Genomic DNA, 18,290 nt, shown 5'->3' with positions numbered 1-18,290 from the left:
GAATCGGTATGCAGTTGGACCCCGCGAGCGGTTGGATTCAGGGTGTGCATGTCTGCCCCTCACCCAACTTCAATGCGCGCCCCACAGACGAGATTTCCCTGCTGGTGATTCACAACATCAGCCTGCCACCGGCGCAGTTCGCCACTGGCAAGGTGCAGGAATTTTTCCAGAATCGCCTGGATGTCACCGAACACCCCTATTTTGAAGGGATTGCGGATTTGCGGGTGTCCGCACACTTTCTGATCGAGCGTGACGGAACGGTTACCCAGTTTGTTTCATGCCTTGAGCGTGCGTGGCATGCAGGGGTCTCGTGCTTCGAGGGGCGGGAAACCTGTAACGATTTTTCCGTGGGCATCGAGCTTGAAGGCACGGATGATCTGCCGTTCACCGACGCGCAATATGGCGCGTTGACGGCCCTGACCCGTCAGTTGCAACGGACGTTCACGGCGATCACTACAGAGCGTATCTGCGGGCACAGCGACATTGCACCCGGGCGCAAAACCGATCCGGGACCGGCGTTCGACTGGGCACGTTATCGCGCCGCTCTGGCACAAGAGGATGGGCAATGAGTTTTCTGGTGTTGCTGTTGGCGGTGTGGATCGAAAAGTTCTCGGCCCTGCGCCATCGGGTTCAGCGTGACAGTGGCTGGACACACGAGCTGAACAAGCTTGAGGTCAGCCCGCGGTTTTCAGGTCGGCCATGGCTGGTGTTGTCGGTCGTGGTCTTGTTGCCGGTGGCATTGCTGGGTTTGCTGCTGGTCGTCATCGAACCGGTGGCCTACGGTTTGCTCGCGTTGCCGATCCATTTGCTGGTCGTGATCTACAGCCTGGGGCGCGGTGATCTGCTGGGCGATCTCGGGCCGTTCCGCGATGCCTGGCGTCGGGAGGACCTGCAAGCAGCGGCCCTTGTCGCCAAGCGCGATCTGGATATCTGTGCAGACAGTGGTGAGCAGTTGCTGGAGCAGGTCGAAGGGCATTTGCTGTGGGAGGCCTACCAGAGCTTTTTCGCGGTGATTTTCTGGTACTTCCTGTTGGGCCCGGTCGCGGCGCTGAGTTATCGGCTGCTGGCGCTGGCCGAAGAACACGGGAAAAACCCGGCGCTGGTCGAACGCGCCGGGCAGCTGCGTCACGCCTTCGACTGGTTGCCGGTGCGTCTGCTGGCAGCGAGCCTGGCGTTGGTCGGCAATTTTGTCGCGGTCAGCCGGGTGATGCTGCATGAACTGCTTAACTGGAACATCAGCGCCGCGCAATTGATCGTGAAAGTCGGGCTGGTGGCCGGTGAAATTCCGGCACCGGTGGCCGGCGCAGAAGGTATCAACAACCTGGATCGCATCTGGGACCTGCTGCTGCGTGCCGCAGTGCTCTGGTATGCCGGGTTTGCGTTGTGGACGGTCCTGCATTAGGCCAGCAGTTGATGCTCTTGTGGTGAGGGGCAAGCCCCCTCACCACAATGGTTCATCCGCCAGTGCGGATGAAACCTGTCGTTAACCTTAAGTTACAAAACTTCCTGCCGATTTAAGTTATACAGAGATAGCGCCGAATAGTGGCTATCTGCTGTCTGTCTGCGCCTGCCAATAAAAAAAATAAGAAATTGAAGGGAGACATCCAGTGAAGAGCTTGCTCTATCCCGCTGTCGCACTGATGAATCGCCTGAGCTTCGGCATGAAGTTCAGCCTGATCAGCGTACTGTTCCTGGTGCCGATGCTGGTGACCAACTTCTATCTGGTGCGTGACTCCTACCGCGAATTCCAGGGCACGCGCATCGAGCTGCAAAGTCTCGACCTGTTGGGCAGCAGCCTGACGTTACGGCGCGATCTGGAAACCCTGAACAACCTGGTGCAGATCAATGTCAGCCTCGGCCAATCCGGCAAGGCCGGCAATGTCGAATCGAAGATCAGCACCCTCGAGCAGAATATTCTGACTCGCCTGCAAGGGCTGACGGCGATGACCAGCGACCCGGAGTATGTCGCGGTGTTTGATGGCAAGCGCGATGAGATGATCGCCGCGTTCAAGGCTCAGCAAACGGAAAACTCCCTGCAAAGTAAAAGTGCCCTGATCGGCAAGCTGGTGGGCAGCGCGCAGATTTTCGGCCAGCTCATCACCAGCCAGTCCGGCCTCAGTCGCGACAACCAGAGCGACATGCGCCAGTTGAGTGAACTCGTCACCCTCGTCACACCCCGTGTCACCCAGATTCTGGGCGAAGGTCGGGCAATGGGGTCCTACTCGTTGGGACAGGGTTTCATCAACTCGGCGTCGAGTACCCGTTTCGATGAATTGCTGGCGCAGATTGAAAAGCTCCAGGCCGAATATGGCCTGAAGTTGCAGGACGCCTTGGGTTCCAGCAAAGCCGCCCGCGATACCCTGGCCGCTCAGGCCGATAGCAGCCGGGCGTCCTTGAAGAAAGCCAGCGAGCTGTTCGAAGAACAAGTGGTCATGGCCGATACCCTCGATGCGCCGTGGCAGGGCTTTTACGATCAGGTCAGCGCCCTGATGGACCAGACTTACCAACTCAACGAAGCAACCCTCAAGTATCTGGGGCCGCAGTTGCAGCAGCGGCTGGACCAGAATCGCACACACATGGTCTTGCAGGCCGTGGCGTTATCAGTCGTATTCGTGTTGATCTTTTACCTCTACGGCGCTTTCTATGTCTCGACCCGCACCACGCTCAAGCGCTTGGGGGCGGTGATGGACAAGGTGGCGGCCGGCGACATGACCGTGACCTTCAGCGCCCATAGCCGTGACGAACTGGGCGAGTTGGGCGAGGTGTTCAATGGCACCGTGAAAAAAATCCATGACCTGATCGAGCGGGTCGGGCAGACCGTCAGCGAAGTCGAGCGCCAGGCCGGTCAGGTGCAAAGCGTTTCCGCGCAAAGCAACCAGGCCGTCGCCGGGCAGCGCACACAAATCGAACAAGTGGCCACGGCGATGAACCAGATGTCGGCCACTTCCCAGGAGGTCGCGCGCAGTGCTGCGGCGGCGGTGAGCAGCGCCCACAGTGTCAACGACGAAACCATCAGCGGTCGCGGCTTGGTGGAGTCGCAGCAAGGCAGCATTGCCGCACTGGCCAGCGAAATCGATCAGTCGGTGCTGGTGATCAATCAACTGGCCAGCGACAGCCAGTCCATCAGCCGCGTTCTGGAAGTGATCAAGAGTATCGCCGAGCAGACCAACCTGCTGGCACTCAATGCCGCCATCGAGGCCGCACGGGCCGGTGAGCAGGGGCGCGGTTTCGCCGTGGTCGCCGATGAAGTCCGGACCCTGGCCAAGCGTACCCAGCAATCGACCGAAGAAATCGAGCAGATGATCGCCAAGCTCCATGGCGGAGTCGGCGCGGCGGTCAAGGCCATGGGCACCAGTCATGAAATGGCCAACGGCACGGTGGGGCAGTCGGAGAAAGTCCAGCGGGCGCTGGAAAATATTCTGGGAGCGGTCGGCATGATTGTCGACCAGAACCAGCAGATTGCCGCCGCCGTGGAGCAACAAACCGCCGTGGCCCACGACATCGACCAGAACATCGTCGAGATCAATCGCGCCGGTGAGCGTACCGCTGAAGGTGCGCATCAGACCGAAGACGCCAGCCGGGCGTTGTCGGCTCAGGTCGTGGAGTTGAAACAGTTGATCAGTGCGTTCCGGGTCTGAAATTCTCCTCGGGAACCCTGTGGGAGCGGGCTTGCCCGCGAAGACGGCGGCACATTCAACATCAATGTGACTGAAAGCTCGCTTTCGCGAGCAAGCCCGCTCCCACCGTTGGCGGGTGCTGGCAGTTATGACCAGTTAAACAACTCGCAGGCATTGGCCGTACTGGCCGCGGCCAATTGTTCAGGGCGGATCGCGATGATGTCGGCCAGTGCCGCGCAGATCGCCGGCAAGTGTGCCGGGCTGTTGCGCTGGCCGGGGAACATGGCGGGCGCCATGTCCGGCGAGTCGGTTTCCAACACCACCGAATCCAGCGGCAGTTCGGCGAGCACGCGGTGCATGCGCAGTGCCTGTGGCCAGGTCGGGGCGCCGCCAAGGCCGAGCTTGAAACCGAGCTTGATGTATTCCCGCGCCTCCTCCTTGCTGCCGGCGAAGGCGTGGATAATCCCGGCACGTTTCAGGCGAAACCGTTTGAGTGTGGCAATCACCGCCGCATGGCTACGCCGCACATGGATCAATGCGGGAAGATTGAAGTCCGCCGCCAGTTGCAATTGCGCCTCGAACAACGCCTGTTGGCGGTCGCGATCGAGGGATTCGATGAAGTAGTCCAGGCCGATCTCGCCCACCGCACACAACTGCCGATGGCCGGCCAGACGGGTCAGCCACTCACCGAGTTCGCTCAGGTGTTGCGGGCGATGATCGTCCAGATACACCGGATGCAGACCGAATGCGGCGTGCAGGTCGGGGTCACTCTGCACCAGCTCCCAGACCCGTTGCCAATTGGCCTGGTAAACCCCCAGCACCACGATCCGCCGCACCCCGAGGGCGCGGCTTTCGGTCAGCAGCGCCTGGCGATCGGCGTCGAAGTCCGGAAAATCCAGGTGGGTATGGGTGTCGATCAGCTCCACGGTTCAGTCCTGGCGAATACGCTGCTTGAACGTGCGCGCAATGGCTTGTACGCCGGGCTGGTAGTCCGACTGCTCGATGGCCGCCAGAGCGAGCGCGAGGGCCTTGTCGGCGATCAACTGGTGTTGCTGGGCCATGGCGTTAACCGGCAGCGGCAGGAAGTCCAGCAATTGGGTGTCGCCGAACGTGCCGAGGCGCAGCGGGCGGTTTTTCAGCGGGAAGTCGTGCAGCGCATCGAACACGCCCTGAAGCAGTACGTAGGAGGTGGTCACCAGCGCATCGGGCAAATGGCCCAGGCGCAGCAGCAACTCTTCCATCAATTGTTTGCCGCACTCGCGGCTGAAGGATTCGCCTTCTTCGATCAGTACTTCGCCGTTGAACCCGCTGAGGGCTTCTTTGAAGCCCGCGGCACGTTCCCGGCTGATGCTCAGTTCCGGACGTGCGCCGATCAGGGCGATCTGTTTGGGCAGCGGCTCCAGCAGGCTGCGGGTCAGTTGCAGGCTGGCCTCGTGGTCGTCGCTGATCACAGAGCAAAAGCGCTCGGGGTCCATGACCCGGTCAATGGCAATGATCGGTATGCCCTTGGCCTGCAACTGGCGATAGCTGTCGTCGCCGGCCGGCAGGCAACTGGCAACAATCAGCGCGTCACAGCGTCGGGCGCGGAACAGTTGCAGCAATTGCCGTTCGCTGTCCGGGGCATCGTCGGAACTGGCGATCAGCAACTGATAACCGCGGGCGCGGGCGCCTTGTTCCAGTAATTTGGCGATTCGTGCGTAACTGGGGTTTTCCAGATCCGGCAGAATGAACCCCAACGTGCGCGTGTGTCGGCTGCGCAAGCCGGCGGCCTGTGGGTTAGGCGTGAAGCCATGTTGTTCGACCACCGCGCGCACGCGTTCGACGGTGGCGCTGCTGATGCGCTGTTGTTCGGCCTTGCCATTGATGACATAGCTGGCGGTGGTGACGGACACACCGGCCAACTGGGCAATATCACTGAGTTTCAACCCGCTGTTTCCTTGTTTTTTCGAGATTGCCTCGACATTTTCGTCAATCCTAACCGATTAAGGCAGGCGACCATTGTCGCAACGCATCCGACAAGTTGAGCTTCAAGGATGGGACATTATCGAGTAACGTGCCATTCATTCTAGATTAAACGTTTCAGCAAGCGTATTTTCTACGTTAAAGGCGCCTTTGGCCGGTTCTGCCGTGAAACCGCCAAAAGTGACGACCAAGCGCCTGAGCTGACTCATTCAAAACAATACCTGGCACCCCAAGGCGCCAAAAAGGAGAAAGCATGCTCGAGCTCACTGTAGAGCAGATTTCCATGGGCCAGTCGGCCGTGGACAAGTCCGCAGCGCTGCAATTGCTGGCCCGGCATCTGGTCACCGACGGCCTGGTTGCCGAGGGCTATCTGGCCGGTTTGCAGGCGCGGGAGGCCCAGGGCTCGACCTTTCTCGGTCAAGGTATTGCCATCCCCCACGGGACCCCCGAAACCCGCGACCAGGTGTTCACCACCGGTGTGCGCCTGATGCAGTTCCCTGAGGGGGTGGACTGGGGCGACGGTCATATCGTTTATCTGGCGATCGGTATCGCCGCCAAATCCGATGAGCATCTGCGTCTGTTGCAATTGCTCACCCGCGCCCTCGGCGAGACTGACCTGGGTCAGGCCCTGCGTCGCGCCGGCTCTGCTGAAGCATTGCTGAAATTGCTGCAAGGCGCTCCGCAGGAGTTGGCGCTGGATGCGCAGATGATCGGCCTCGGTGTGGCAGCCGAAGATTTCGAAGAACTGGTCTGGCGCGGCGCACGTTTGTTGCGCCAGGCCGACTGCGTGAGCAATGGTTTCTCCGCCGTTCTGCAACAGGTCGAAGCGCTGCCGTTGGGTGATGGCCTGTGGTGGCTGCACAGCGAGCAAACGGTGAAACGCCCCGGCCTGGCCTTCGTCACCCCGGACAAACCGCTGCGTTATCTCGGCCAGCCACTCAATGGACTGTTCTGCCTGGCGAGCCTCGGTGAGGCCCATCAAGCCCTGCTCGAGCGTCTGTGCGCGTTGTTGATCGAAGGACGTGGCCATGAATTGGGGCGCGCCACCAGCAGCCGCAAAGTCCTCGAAGTGCTCGGTGGTGAAGTGCCCGCCGACTGGCCCAGTGCGCGCATTGCCTTGGCCAATGCCCACGGTTTGCATGCGCGGCCGGCGAAGATCCTCGCGCAACTGGCGAAAAGTTTTGAGGGTGAGATCCGCGTGCGCATCGTCGACGGCCACGACAGCGCGGTGTCGGTGAAGAGCCTGAGCAAGCTGCTCAGCCTCGGCGCCCGTCGCGGGCAGGTCCTGGAATTCATCGCCGAACCGGGCATCGCGGCGGATGCGTTGCCGGCCCTGTTGGCCGCCATCGAAGAAGGCCTCGGTGAAGAAGTCGAGCCGCTGCCGCCAGTCAGCCAGGCACGGGAAGTCGTTGCCGATATGGCCGAAGTGGTCCTCGCCCCGCTATCCGGCAGCGTGGTCCAGGCCATTGCCGCCGCCCCGGGCATCGCCATCGGTCCGGCGCATATTCAAGTCCTGCAAACCATCGATTACCCGTTGCGCGGTGAGTCCGCCGCCATCGAGCGCGAACGTCTCCAGCACGCGCTGGCGCAGGTGCGCCGGGACATCCAGGGATTGATCGAGCGCAGCAAAAGCAAAGCCATTCGCGAAATCTTCATCACCCACCAGGAGATGCTCGACGACCCGGAACTGACCGATGAAGTCGATACGCGCCTCAAGCAGGGCGAAAGCGCGGAGGCTGCATGGATGGTCGTGATTGAAGCGGCGGCCCGGCAGCAGGAAGCGTTGCAGGATGCCTTGCTCGCCGAACGCGCTGCCGACTTGCGCGATATTGGGCGTCGGGTATTGCTGCAACTCAGTGGTATCGAAACCCCGAGCGAACCGGATCAGCCGTACATTCTGGTGATGGACGAGGTCGGCCCGTCCGACGTCGCGCGTCTCGACCCGGCTCGCGTGGCCGGGATTCTCACTGCACGGGGTGGCGCTACGGCGCACAGCGCGATTGTTGCCCGGGCCCTGGGCATTCCGGCATTGGTCGGCGCCGGCCCCGGCGTGTTGCTGTTGGCGCCGGGTACGCCATTGCTGCTCGATGGCCTGCGTGGGCGTCTGCATGTGGACGCTGACGCGATGACCTTGCAGCGTGCCACGGCCGAACGCGATACCCGCGAGCAGCGCTTGAAGGCAGCCGCCGAGCAACGCCACCAGCCGGCACTGACGACCGACGGCCATGCCGTCGAAGTGTTCGCCAATATCGGCGAAAGTGCCGGCGTCACCAGTGCGGTGGAGCAGGGCGCCGAAGGTATCGGCCTGTTGCGCACCGAACTGATTTTCATGGCCCACCCGCAAGCGCCCGACGAGGCGACTCAGGAAGCCGAGTACCGCCGCGTCCTCGACGGCTTGGCCGGGCGGCCGCTGGTGGTGCGTACCCTCGATGTCGGTGGTGACAAACCGCTGCCGTACTGGCCGATTGCGAAGGAAGAAAACCCGTTCCTCGGCGTGCGCGGCATTCGCCTGACCTTGCAGCGCCCACAGATCATGGAGGCGCAACTGCGTGCCTTGCTGCGGGCTGCCGACAACCGTCCGCTGCGGATCATGTTCCCGATGGTCGGCAGCGTTGATGAATGGCGTCAGGCCCGTGACATGACCGAACGTCTGCGCCTGGAAATCCCGGTTGCCGACCTGCAACTGGGGATCATGATCGAAGTGCCGTCGGCGGCCTTGCTGGCGCCGGTGCTGGCCAGGGAGGTCGACTTTTTCAGCGTCGGTACCAACGACCTGACCCAATACACCCTGGCCATCGACCGTGGCCATCCGACGCTGTCGGCCCAGGCCGATGGCTTGCACCCGGCGGTGCTGCAACTGATCGACATCACCGTGCGTGCGGCCCATGCCCACGGCAAATGGGTCGGCGTGTGCGGCGAGCTGGCAGCCGACCCGCTGGCGGTGCCGGTGCTGGTTGGCCTCGGGGTGGATGAGCTCAGTGTCGGCGCGCGCAGTATTGCCGAGGTCAAGGCGCGGATTCGCGAACTGGGCTTCACTCAGACTCAAACCCTTGCCCGTCAGGCCTTGGCCGTGGGCAGCGCGAATGAAGTGCGCGCACTCGTGGAGGCCTTGTAATGGCACGGATTCTCACCCTGACCCTCAACCCGGCGCTGGACCTGACCGTACAGTTGCCGCGCCTTGAAGCCGGTCAGGTCAATCGCAGCGATGTCATGCACACCCACGCCGCCGGTAAAGGCGTGAACGTGGCGCAAGTGCTGGCCGACCTCGGGCATCAGTTGACCGTCAGTGGTTTTCTTGGCGAAGACAACCTGCAAGCGTTTGAAACGCTATTCACCAAACGCGGTTTTGTCGACGCCTTCATCCGCGTTCCCGGTGAGACCCGCAGCAACATCAAGCTGGCGGAAAGCGACGGACGCATCACCGACATCAACGGACCGGGGCCCCAGGTCAGCGAAGCGGCGCAGCAGGCCTTGATCGATCGACTGGAGCAAATTGCCCCGGGCCACGATGCGGTGGTGGTCGCCGGAAGCTTGCCGTTGGGCGTCAGTGCGCAGTGGTTGCAGGCACTGATTTTGCGCTTGAAGACGCTGGGGCTGAACGTTGCCCTCGACACCAGCGGTGAGGCATTGCGTGCAGGGCTCAAAGCGGGACCCTGGCTGATCAAACCCAACACTGAAGAGCTGGCCGAGGTGCTGGACTGCGAGGTCGTGTCGGTCACTGCCCAGGCTGAGGCGGCGGAGCGTTTGCACGCCCAGGGCATCGAGCATGTGGTGATTTCCCACGGCGCCGAAGGCGTGAACTGGTTCAGCGTCGGTTCGGCGCTGCATGCCACGCCACCCAGGGTCAGTGTCGCCAGCACGGTGGGCGCGGGTGATTCATTGCTGGCGGGAATGCTCCACGGCTTGCTCAGCGCCGATACGCCGGAGCAAACCTTGCGCACTGCCACGGCGATTGCCGCGATGGCAGTGACCCAGATCGGATTCGGCATTGGCGATGCAGCGCAACTGGCGCAGCTCGAACAGGGTGTGCGCGTGCGTCCCCTGACAGAACAATAAGAGGGTTTGTCATGAAGTTAGCCATCGTTACGGCCTGCCCGAACGGCATGGTCACCAGTGTGCTGTGTGCCCGGCTGCTCGATGCCGCGGCTCAGCGTCAGGGCTGGAGCACCAGTGTCGAAATCACCGACGCCGCACATCCGGAAAAGCAACTGTCGGCGGCCACCCTCGACGCGGCCGAGTGGGTGCTGCTGGTGACCAGCGCGCCCGTGGACATGGCGCGGTTTGTAGGCAAGCGAGTGTTCCAGAGCACCCCGGCCCAGGCCCTGCAAGACGTGGAAGCCGTGCTGCGACGTGGTGCGCAGGAAGCGCAGATTTACGCCGCTTCCGAAGCGGTCATCGAGCCAGTGGCTGTAGCCCGGAACGTGCCGCGACTGGTGGCCGTTACCGCATGCCCGACAGGCGTCGCTCACACGTTCATGGCCGCCGAGGCTTTGCAGCAAGCAGCCAAGCGCCTGGGTTATGACTTGCAGGTGGAAACCCAAGGCTCGGTCGGTGCGCGCAATCCACTGAGCGCAGCGGCGATTGCCGAGGCCGATGTGGTGCTGTTGGCGGCCGATATCGAAGTCGCCACCGAGCGTTTCGCCGGCAAGAAAATCTATCGCTGTGGCACCGGCATTGCCCTCAAGCAAGCCGAAGCAACCTTGAAAAAAGCCTTGGCCGAAGGGCAGCAGGAAAGCGCAGCGAACGCTGCCCAAACAACGGCCAAACAGGAGAAGACGGGCGTCTATAAACACCTGCTGACAGGTGTGTCGTTCATGTTGCCGATGGTGGTCGCCGGCGGCTTGCTGATCGCCTTGTCGTTCGTGTTCGGAATCACCGCGTTCAAGGAAGAGGGCACGCTGGCGGCAGCGTTGATGCAGATCGGCGGTGACACGGCGTTCAAGCTGATGGTGCCGCTGCTGGCAGGCTATATCGCCTATTCCATCGCCGACCGTCCGGGCCTCGCACCAGGGATGATCGGCGGTCTGCTGGCGAGCACCCTGGGTGCCGGTTTCATTGGCGGGATCATTGCCGGTTTCCTCGCCGGTTATGCAGCCAGGGCGATCAACAAATACGCGCGTTTGCCCCAGAGCCTTGAGGCGTTGAAACCGATCTTGATTATTCCGTTGCTGGCGAGTCTGTTCACCGGTCTGGTGATGATCTACGTGGTCGGTAAACCGGTGGCCGGCATGCTTGCCGGACTCACGCATTTCCTCGACAGCATGGGCACCACCAACGCGATCCTGCTGGGTGTGCTGCTGGGTGGAATGATGTGCGTCGACCTTGGCGGGCCGATCAACAAGGCGGCCTATGCCTTCTCGGTCGGGTTGCTGGCGTCGCAGAGTTACGCGCCGATGGCGGCGACCATGGCCGCCGGCATGGTGCCGCCGATCGGCCTGGGCATCGCCACGTTGATTGCCCGGCGAAAGTTTGCGCAGACTGAACGCGAAGCCGGTAAAGCAGCGCTGGTGCTGGGGCTATGCTTCATCTCCGAAGGGGCGATTCCGTTTGCGGCGAAAGATCCGTTGCGGGTGATTCCGGCGAGCATCGCCGGCGGTGCGCTGACCGGTGCGCTGTCGATGTATTTCGGCTGTAAATTGATGGCGCCCCACGGCGGTTTGTTCGTGCTGGCGATCCCGAATGCGATCAACCATGCGCTGTTGTATCTGCTGGCGATTGTCGCGGGGAGTCTGTTGACGGCGGTGGTGTATGCGCTGGTCAAGCGGTCGGAGACTGTGGAGTTGGCACTGGAGCCGGCCAAGGCGTAGATCAAAAGATCGCAGCCTTCGGCAGCTCCTACATGGGCAGATTGTGAACACCTGTAGGAGCTGCCGCGGGCTGCGATCTTTTCCATTCCTGGGAGACCACCATGAGCGATTTCAACCTCGGGCGCCGTCGTGTCATGCAAGCGGTCGGTGTCGGATTGCTGCTGCCGGGGCTGGCGCCGGCGGTGATCGCTTCGGTCAAGGATCGGCCGCAACTCACCGATGGCGTGCAGTCCGGCGACCTGCTGGGTGACCGGGCGATCATCTGGAGCCGCTGCGACCGCCCCGCCCGGATGGTGGTGGAATGGGACACCCGCAGCCTGTTTCCCAACCCTCGGCGATTCGTCTCGCCCCTGGCCGATGCGCGCACCGATTTCACCGCCCGGGTCGAGCTCACCGGGCTGCCCGCCGACCAGGCGATTTTCTATCGCGTGCAGTTTGAAGACGCCCAGAGCGGCGTTGCCAGCGAGCCCTGGTTAGGTCACTTGCGCAGCGTGCCGCAGACCCGGCGCGACATCCGTTTTGTCTGGAGCGGCGACTCCGCCGGCCAGGGCTTCGGCATCAACCCGGACTTTGGCGGCATGCGCATCTACGAGGCGATGCGCCGGCGGCTGCCGGACTTCTTTATCCACAGCGGCGACATCATTTACGCCGATATCCCGATCCGGGCGCAGCTCACCACAGAAGGCGGCCGGGTATGGCGCAACATCACCACCGAGGCCAAGAGCAAAAGCGCCGAGACCCTCGATGAGTACCGTGGTAATTACCGCTACAACCTGATGGACGAAAACATCCGTCGCTTCAACGCCGAGGTCCCGCAGATCTGGCAGTGGGACGACCACGAAGTGGTGGACAACTGGTCGCCCGGCAAGCAGCTGGGTGCGCGTTACCAGAGCAAAGATATCCACAGCCTGGTGGACCGCGCACGCCAGGCCTGGCTCGAATACGCGCCGATGCGCTGGCAGAGCGCCGATGGCGGCGGGCGCATCTATCGCAAGCTCGGTTACGGGCCCATGCTCGATGTGTTCGTGGTGGACATGCGCAGTTATCGCGGGGCCAATGACAACAATCTGGGCGAGGCCAAGCCATTCCTCGGTCGCGAGCAACTGGACTGGCTCAAGCGCGAAATGCAGGCCTCGAATGCGCAATGGAAAGTGATCGCCGCCGACATGCCCATCGGCCTCGGCGAAGGGGACGGCGAAGTCAGACCCGGTGTCACGCGGTGGGACGCGGTGGCCAACGGTGACCCCGGCCCGGCCCAGGGACGCGAACTGGAAATCGCCGAATTGCTCGGTTTTCTGCGGGCGCAGCAGGTGCGCAATTTCCTGTTCCTGACTGCGGATGTGCATTACTGCGCGGCCCATCATTACCATCCGGATCGGGCGGCGTTTCAGGATTTCGAACCGTTCTGGGAGTTCGTCGCCGGGCCTTTGAATGCTGGCAGCTACGGACCGAATCCGCTGGATAAAACCTTTGGTCCTGAAGCGGTGTTCGAAAAGGCTCCACCAGCCCAGAACCTCTCGCCGTTTGGCGGGTTTCAGTTTTTTGGCGAGGTGAACATTGATGGGCAGAGCGGGGAGTTGAGCGTGGTGTTGCGCGATCTGGATGGCGAGTCGGTGTTCGAGCAGAAGTTGCAGCCGGTTTGATCGGCACTGAACCCATGTGGGAGCGGGATTGCTCGCGAAAGCGGAGTGTCAGCACAGATGATTTCGACTGACACGACGCCTTCGCGAGCAAGCTCGCTCCCACATGGGGATGTGGTGAATCAGTACACGTCGCGGCGGTAGCGGCCCTGTTCGATCAGGCGCTCCACTTCGGCGGCGCCCAGCACCTCGTTGAGCACCTGGTCCACACCCGAAGCCATGCCTTGAAGGCTGCCGCAGATGTAGATCACCGCACCGTCCGCCAGCCACTGCTTCAGTTCGGCCGCCGATTCGCGCAGGCGATCCTGTACGTAGATCTTTTCGGCCTGATCACGTGAAAACGCCAGGTCCAGTCGCGCCAGGTCGCCATTGATCAGCCACTCCTCCAGCTCCTTTCGGCACAGGTAGTCGTGCTCGCGATTGCGCTCGCCAAACAGCAGCCAGTGACGTTGCTGGCCGTCGGCAATCCGTGCCTTGAGCAGGCTGCGCAACCCGGCCAGCCCCGTGCCATTGCCCAGCAGGATCATCGGAACCGGTTGGGCTGGCAGATGGAAACCACTGTTGCGCCGCACGCGCAGGCTGATGGAACTGCCCACTGGCGCGTGTTCAGTCAACCAACCGGAACCGACGCCGAGGTTGCCATCGGCATGCACTTCCTGGCGCACGATCAGTTCCAGCACGCCATCGGCCGGAATCGACGCAATGGAGTACTCGCGCATGGCCAGCGGCACTAGGGCTTCTGCCAGCGCCTGCGCATGCAGGCCGACCAGATGGGCGCGGTTCTGCGGCAACTGGCGGCTGGCGAGGGCCTGTTCGAGGGTTTCCTCCAGGCCGTTGAGTTGCACCTTGGTCTCACCGTGAATCCCCAGGCCATCGAGGAAATGCTCGATCACCCATGGGCAATTGCGCGGCAAGACTTCCACCAGGTCACCGGCCAGCCAGCTGCTGGTGGTGGGTGGCTTGAGCCCCAGCAAGTACACCGGGGAACCGCTGCTGTCCGGGTTGAGCAACTCGCGATGGGTCAGGGTCCAGTTGTCGTAGCTGGGCGCTTGCCAGGTGTCGACGGGCGCCTGGCCCGTCAGCAGGCCCAGTTGCTGTTGCCAGTGGCGCAAGGCGTAAGGATCGCCGCTGTCCACTTCCACCGGGGCGAACAAGGTTGTGCCGCCGTGTTCGCCGAGCCAGGTGTGCAGGCGTTTGGCGAATCCGCAGAAGTGTTGATATTGCCGGTCGCCGAGGCCGAGGACCGCATAGTTCAGGCGTTCCAGGCTCGGCGTGCGGCCCAGTACCTTGCGTTCGAAACCCCTGGCGCTGTCTGGTGCTTCACCATCACCGAAGGTACTGACGACGAACAGTGCGTTGTTCGAGTCCTGCAAATCCCGTTCGCTGACGTCCGCCAGCGGCTGCACCTTCACCGGCAGGCCCGCAGCCTGCAATTGCCCGGCGGTCTGCCAGGCCAGTTGCTCGGCGAACCCGCTCTGGCTGGCGAAACCGATCAGCCAGGCCGGTGCGTCATCAGCGGGTGTGACGAGACCTTGGCGAGCGTCCTTGATCTGGCGTTTTTTGCGGCGACGATCCAGGTACAGCATCCAGCCGGTGACGAAGAACAGCGGCATGCTCAGCGCAGTGAGGGTCAGGAGGATGCGCCCGACGATGCCGAAGTAAGTGCCGACATGCAGTGCATAGATGCTGGTCAGCAGTTGCGCCTTGAAGCTCTTGTCGCTGTAGCGGTCAACCCGTTTGACCACGCCCGTGGCTGGGTCGAGGGTGATCTGGTTCAAGGCGCGGTCGTGAGGCGAGGTTTTCAGCAGGAAGGAAACGGTCGCCGGCTGGCCGGCCACTGGCGGCATGCGCACGTTATAGGAACTGAGTTGCGGGCCGGCCGCGCTGTAGATGCTGCTCCACATTGCCGCGTAATCGGCTGTTGGTGCCGGACCTTGCGGCGCAGGGCCACGTCCGCCGCGAACGCGTTCGTTCTGCGGTGAGTCGGAGAGCAACCGGGTCAGGCCCTTGTTGTACCACTCGTAGGACCAGGACAACCCGGTCAGCGCTGCCAGGAGATAAAACACCAGGCACCAGGTGCCGGCCACCGAATGCAGGTCCCAGTTGAAGCTGCGACCTTTTTTCTTCCAGTCCAGGGTCAGCCAGGCGCGCCAGCTTCTCCATTGGCGAGGCCAGCGCAGGTACAGGCCGGACAGGCAGAAGAACACCAGGATCAGCGTGCACGCGCCGGTGATCTGCCGACCCGTGTCACCCATGGCGAGGAAGCGGTGCAGTTGCAGCATCAGGCCGAAGAAACCCTGGCCGGAGGCATCGCCGAGGAGCTCGGCGGTGTACGGGTCGAAGTAGCGCATCTCGCCACGGCGTTCGCCCGGCGGCGGGGTGAACCATACTTTGGCGGCGTTGCCGCTGTCGGTTTCCACGGTGAACATCGAGACTTTTTTGCCCGAAGCGGCTTCGATGTGCTCCACCAGTTCGGCAGGCGGCAGCACACCGGCGAGCTGTTTTTCGACCTGCAACACAGAAGGGTTGAGTGTGCTCAGGATTTCATCCTGAAACGACACCGCCGCCCCGGTAATGCCCATCAGGGCCAGGACCAGCCCGGCGCCGATGCCGAAAAACCAGTGCAACTGGAACAGGGTTTTCTTCAACACGTCGCTCGCCTTGTTCGTTCAAGTTGATTCATCACGGCGCGCATTATGCCGTGGGGTTGTCGAGAAGCATTCTTTTTTACGCACAAAGGCCCCGTTCATGTGAATGAACGGGGCCGGGTCTGATTTCGCTTTCACCCTCTCCTGTGGGAGCGAGCTTGCTCGCGATAGCGGTGTGTCGGCCAACATAAATGTTGAATGTGGCGCCGTCATCGCGAGCAAGCTCGCTCCCACAGGGATTGCAGTGTGAGTGGCAATCAGAAGTGGAAGTTGGTGCTCAGCAACGCGGTGCGACCGGCCGCCTGGTTGGCGAAGTGAGTCGAGAATGCTTTGTCGTAGTAGGTTTCATCCGTCAGGTTCTGCACGTTCAGTTGCAGGTCGACGTTTTTGCTCAGCTTGTAGGCTGCCATTGCGTCGTAACGAACGTAGGAGTCAACCATGGTGGTGTTGGCTACGTTGCCGAACACGTCATCGACATAGAACGCACCGCCGCCGATGGTCAGCCTCGGCGTGACCTGATAGGTCGTCCACAGGCTGGCGCTGTTTTTCGGTGTGTTAGGCAGTTCGTTGCCATCGTTGGCTTTGTTAGCCGGCAGGTCGCCGCCATCGACTTGCTCGCTGTCCATGTAGGCGTACCCGGCGAACACTTGCCATTTGTCGGTGAGCTTGCCGCTGGCCGACAGTTCGATACCTTGAACGCGGGTTTTGCCGGCGTTCTCATAAGTGGTGGTGTTGGTCTGCACACGAGCGTTGTCTTTTTCGGTGCGGAAGATATCGGCGGTCACGGACAGGCGATCGTTCAACAGGTCCCACTTGGTACCGATTTCGTAGTTCTTGGTGGTTTCCGGCTCCATGTCGCTTTTCAGCAGGTTGCCGTTGCGATCCGGCGTGCCACCCAACGGGTTGCCTTCCGAACCTTCGCCCAGGGTGTTACCCGGTGGCGTGGCGGACGTCGCGTAGGACACATAGATGCTGCCGTTTTCCGCTGGTTTGTACACCACGCCGAACTGACCGGTGACAAATTCGCTGGTGTCATCGCCCTTGGACGTGGTCACGCTGGAACCGTTGAAGGTTTTGTAGCTGGTATCGAAATGGTCGTAGCGCAGGCCCATGTTCACCAACCACTGCTCGGACAACGTCAGGGTGTCGAACACATACAGTGCGTAGGTGTCGGCCTTGGTGTCGGTGCCGGCGTAGTTACGCGAGATGGCGCCGTTCCACGGATCATTCGGGTTCGGGTTGGACAGCGAGGTGCAGTTGTAGCCACTTGGCGCGCCGATCAGGGCCGGCGAGCAGTTGGTGGTTACCGGGGTTGTTCCCGGGGTGGTGTCGGTGTTGACGTTGTACGAGGACTTTTGGTTTTCCTCATGGGTGTACTCGACACCGGTGGAGAAGCTGTTCTTGAAACCGGCGATGTAGACATCACCAAACAGGTCGGTCTGGTTGGTGGTGGTCTCGGTGTTGCTCACGCGGGTGTTTGCGCGGCGCCAGACGCTGCCATTGTTGACGTTGCCTTTACTGTCATCCGGCTGGGTCAGGATGTAATCCTGCATGCTGGTGCCGTGACGCAGGGTGTTCTTGATGGTCAGCGCGTCGCTCAGGTCGTGCTCGATGGCGAAGGTCGCCGTATCGACACGGGTCTTGCGGAAGTCGCGGTCGTTCAGGCCATAGAAGTTGCTGCTGTCGCCGCCGTCATTCGGCTTGTCCGGATTGGCTTTGGTACGCGCAGCCGAGCCACCGGCCGGGATCGAATACGGAATGCCCGAATCCGGCGTGTCGTTGCTTTCGAGGTGGTAATAGTCGAGGTTGACGCGAGTGTCCGTACCCAGGCCGAAGGCCAGGGACGGTGCAATACCCCAGCGGTCGTAGTCGACGCTGTCACGCCCGGCGACGTTGCTCTCGTGGCTCAGCAAATTCAGACGGCCAGCGGCGGTGTCGGTGAACTGGTAGTTACCGTCGAAAGTATAACGCTGGGTCTGGTCGGAACCCCAGGTGAAACCGCCGTCGAGCGAATCGCCCAGGTGCGCTTTCTTGCTGACCAGGTTGATGCTGCCGCCCGCTGCGCCGCGGCCGCCGATCGCGGAGTTCGGGCCTTTGCTGACTTCAATCGATTCAACGGCGAAGATCTCGCGGCTCTGGGAGCCGGTATCGCGCACGCCGTCCAGATAGGTGTCGCCCTGGGCGTCGAAGCCGCGAATGAACGGACGGTCGCCTTGCGGGTTACCGCCTTCACCGGCACCGAAGGTGATGCCTGGAACAGTGCGCAACGCGTCCTGCAGGTTGAGCGAACCGGTGTCTTTCAAGACTTGTTGCGGAACAACGGTCACCGAGCGCGGCGTGTCGATCAGCGGCGCGGTGTACTTGGGCGAGGAGGCTTTCTCTACGTTGTAGCTTGTCTCGTCCTGGGCTTCGCCGGTGATGGCGGTAGCGCCCAGCGAAATCACATTGTCCGGTGCTTTTCCGTCGGTTTTCTCCGCCGCGAAAACCATGTGGCCCGCAGAGCCGGCAGTAATCGCCATGCCGATGGCCGATGCGAGCAGACGTGGTGAACTGACCGGTACTTGTGGTTGTTGACGCGACATTTGAATTCCCCTCCCCAAGGATTTGAGGCCGCGA

Annotated in this window: 10 protein-coding genes and 2 pseudogenes; 8 read left to right on the top strand and 4 right to left on the bottom strand. The window is 61.9% G+C overall.

The window, feature by feature from the left end; genetic code table 11:
• Nucleotides 1–8: 8 nt before the first annotated feature.
• From ampD to KW841_RS30165, 4 genes and pseudogenes are all read left to right on the top strand, one after another.
• A complete protein-coding gene (ampD, locus tag KW841_RS24590; RefSeq protein ID WP_116580928.1) occupies nucleotides 9–569 on the top strand; it encodes a 1,6-anhydro-N-acetylmuramyl-L-alanine amidase AmpD in 561 nt (186 codons plus the stop codon).
• The gene (gene ampE / locus KW841_RS24585) at nucleotides 566–1,402 is read left to right on the top strand and encodes a regulatory signaling modulator protein AmpE (protein WP_218480124.1); all 837 of its coding nucleotides are present in this window, start codon (nucleotides 566–568) and stop codon (nucleotides 1,400–1,402) included. The genes ampD and ampE overlap by 4 nt, the downstream gene beginning before the upstream one ends.
• A gap of 238 nt (nucleotides 1,403–1,640) precedes the next feature.
• Nucleotides 1,641–2,780, top strand: a pseudogene (locus tag KW841_RS30170) (HAMP domain-containing protein); the annotation flags it as partial.
• Between the two features lie 285 nt (nucleotides 2,781–3,065).
• A pseudogene (locus KW841_RS30165) lies at nucleotides 3,066–3,638 on the top strand (methyl-accepting chemotaxis protein); the annotation flags it as partial.
• A gap of 125 nt (nucleotides 3,639–3,763) precedes the next feature.
• Here KW841_RS30165 and KW841_RS24575 read toward each other — a convergent pair.
• Together KW841_RS24575 and cra are read right to left on the bottom strand one after the other, a co-directional pair.
• Nucleotides 3,764–4,543, bottom strand: a complete 780-nt coding sequence (locus KW841_RS24575) for a TatD family hydrolase (protein WP_218480122.1) — start codon at nucleotides 4,541–4,543, stop codon at nucleotides 3,764–3,766.
• A gap of 3 nt (nucleotides 4,544–4,546) precedes the next feature.
• Nucleotides 4,547–5,542, bottom strand: coding sequence for a catabolite repressor/activator (gene cra / locus KW841_RS24570; RefSeq protein WP_218480121.1), 996 nt, complete (start codon nucleotides 5,540–5,542; stop codon nucleotides 4,547–4,549).
• Between the two features lie 290 nt (nucleotides 5,543–5,832).
• Between cra and ptsP the strand changes: the two genes are divergently transcribed.
• The 4 genes from ptsP (at nucleotide 5,833) to KW841_RS24550 (ending at nucleotide 13,029) form a co-directional block, all read left to right on the top strand.
• Nucleotides 5,833–8,694, top strand: coding sequence for a phosphoenolpyruvate--protein phosphotransferase (ptsP, locus tag KW841_RS24565; RefSeq protein WP_218480120.1), 2,862 nt, complete (start codon nucleotides 5,833–5,835; stop codon nucleotides 8,692–8,694).
• Nucleotides 8,694–9,635 (top strand): 1-phosphofructokinase, encoded by a 942-nt coding sequence (gene pfkB / locus KW841_RS24560; protein WP_218480119.1) that lies wholly within the window; start codon nucleotides 8,694–8,696, stop codon nucleotides 9,633–9,635. Before ptsP ends, pfkB begins: the two co-directional genes overlap by 1 nt.
• A gap of 11 nt (nucleotides 9,636–9,646) precedes the next feature.
• On the top strand, nucleotides 9,647–11,386 hold the full coding sequence (locus KW841_RS24555; protein WP_218480118.1) for a PTS fructose-like transporter subunit IIB: 1,740 nt from the start codon (nucleotides 9,647–9,649) through the stop codon (nucleotides 11,384–11,386).
• Nucleotides 11,387–11,487: 101 nt separating this feature from the next.
• Nucleotides 11,488–13,029 carry an alkaline phosphatase gene (locus KW841_RS24550; RefSeq protein ID WP_218480117.1) on the top strand — a complete coding sequence of 514 codons (1,542 nt, stop codon included), beginning with the start codon at nucleotides 11,488–11,490 and terminating at the stop codon, nucleotides 13,027–13,029.
• 119 nt (nucleotides 13,030–13,148) lie between these two features.
• Here the strand turns inward: KW841_RS24550 and KW841_RS24545 are convergent, their stop codons facing one another.
• Both KW841_RS24545 and KW841_RS24540 read right to left on the bottom strand, forming a co-directional pair.
• Nucleotides 13,149–15,677 carry a sulfite reductase flavoprotein subunit alpha gene (locus KW841_RS24545; RefSeq protein WP_218480116.1) on the bottom strand — a complete coding sequence of 843 codons (2,529 nt, stop codon included), beginning with the start codon at nucleotides 15,675–15,677 and terminating at the stop codon, nucleotides 13,149–13,151.
• A gap of 254 nt (nucleotides 15,678–15,931) precedes the next feature.
• On the bottom strand, nucleotides 15,932–18,256 hold the full coding sequence (locus KW841_RS24540; protein WP_218480115.1) for a TonB-dependent siderophore receptor: 2,325 nt from the start codon (nucleotides 18,254–18,256) through the stop codon (nucleotides 15,932–15,934).
• Between the last annotated feature and the right edge of the window lie 34 nt (nucleotides 18,257–18,290).

Source organism: Pseudomonas sp. PDM28, from assembly GCF_019219115.1.
Taxonomy (GTDB): Bacteria; Pseudomonadota; Gammaproteobacteria; order Pseudomonadales; family Pseudomonadaceae; genus Aquipseudomonas; species Aquipseudomonas laurylsulfatiphila.
This window is presented reverse-complemented; position numbering and strand designations above follow the sequence as displayed.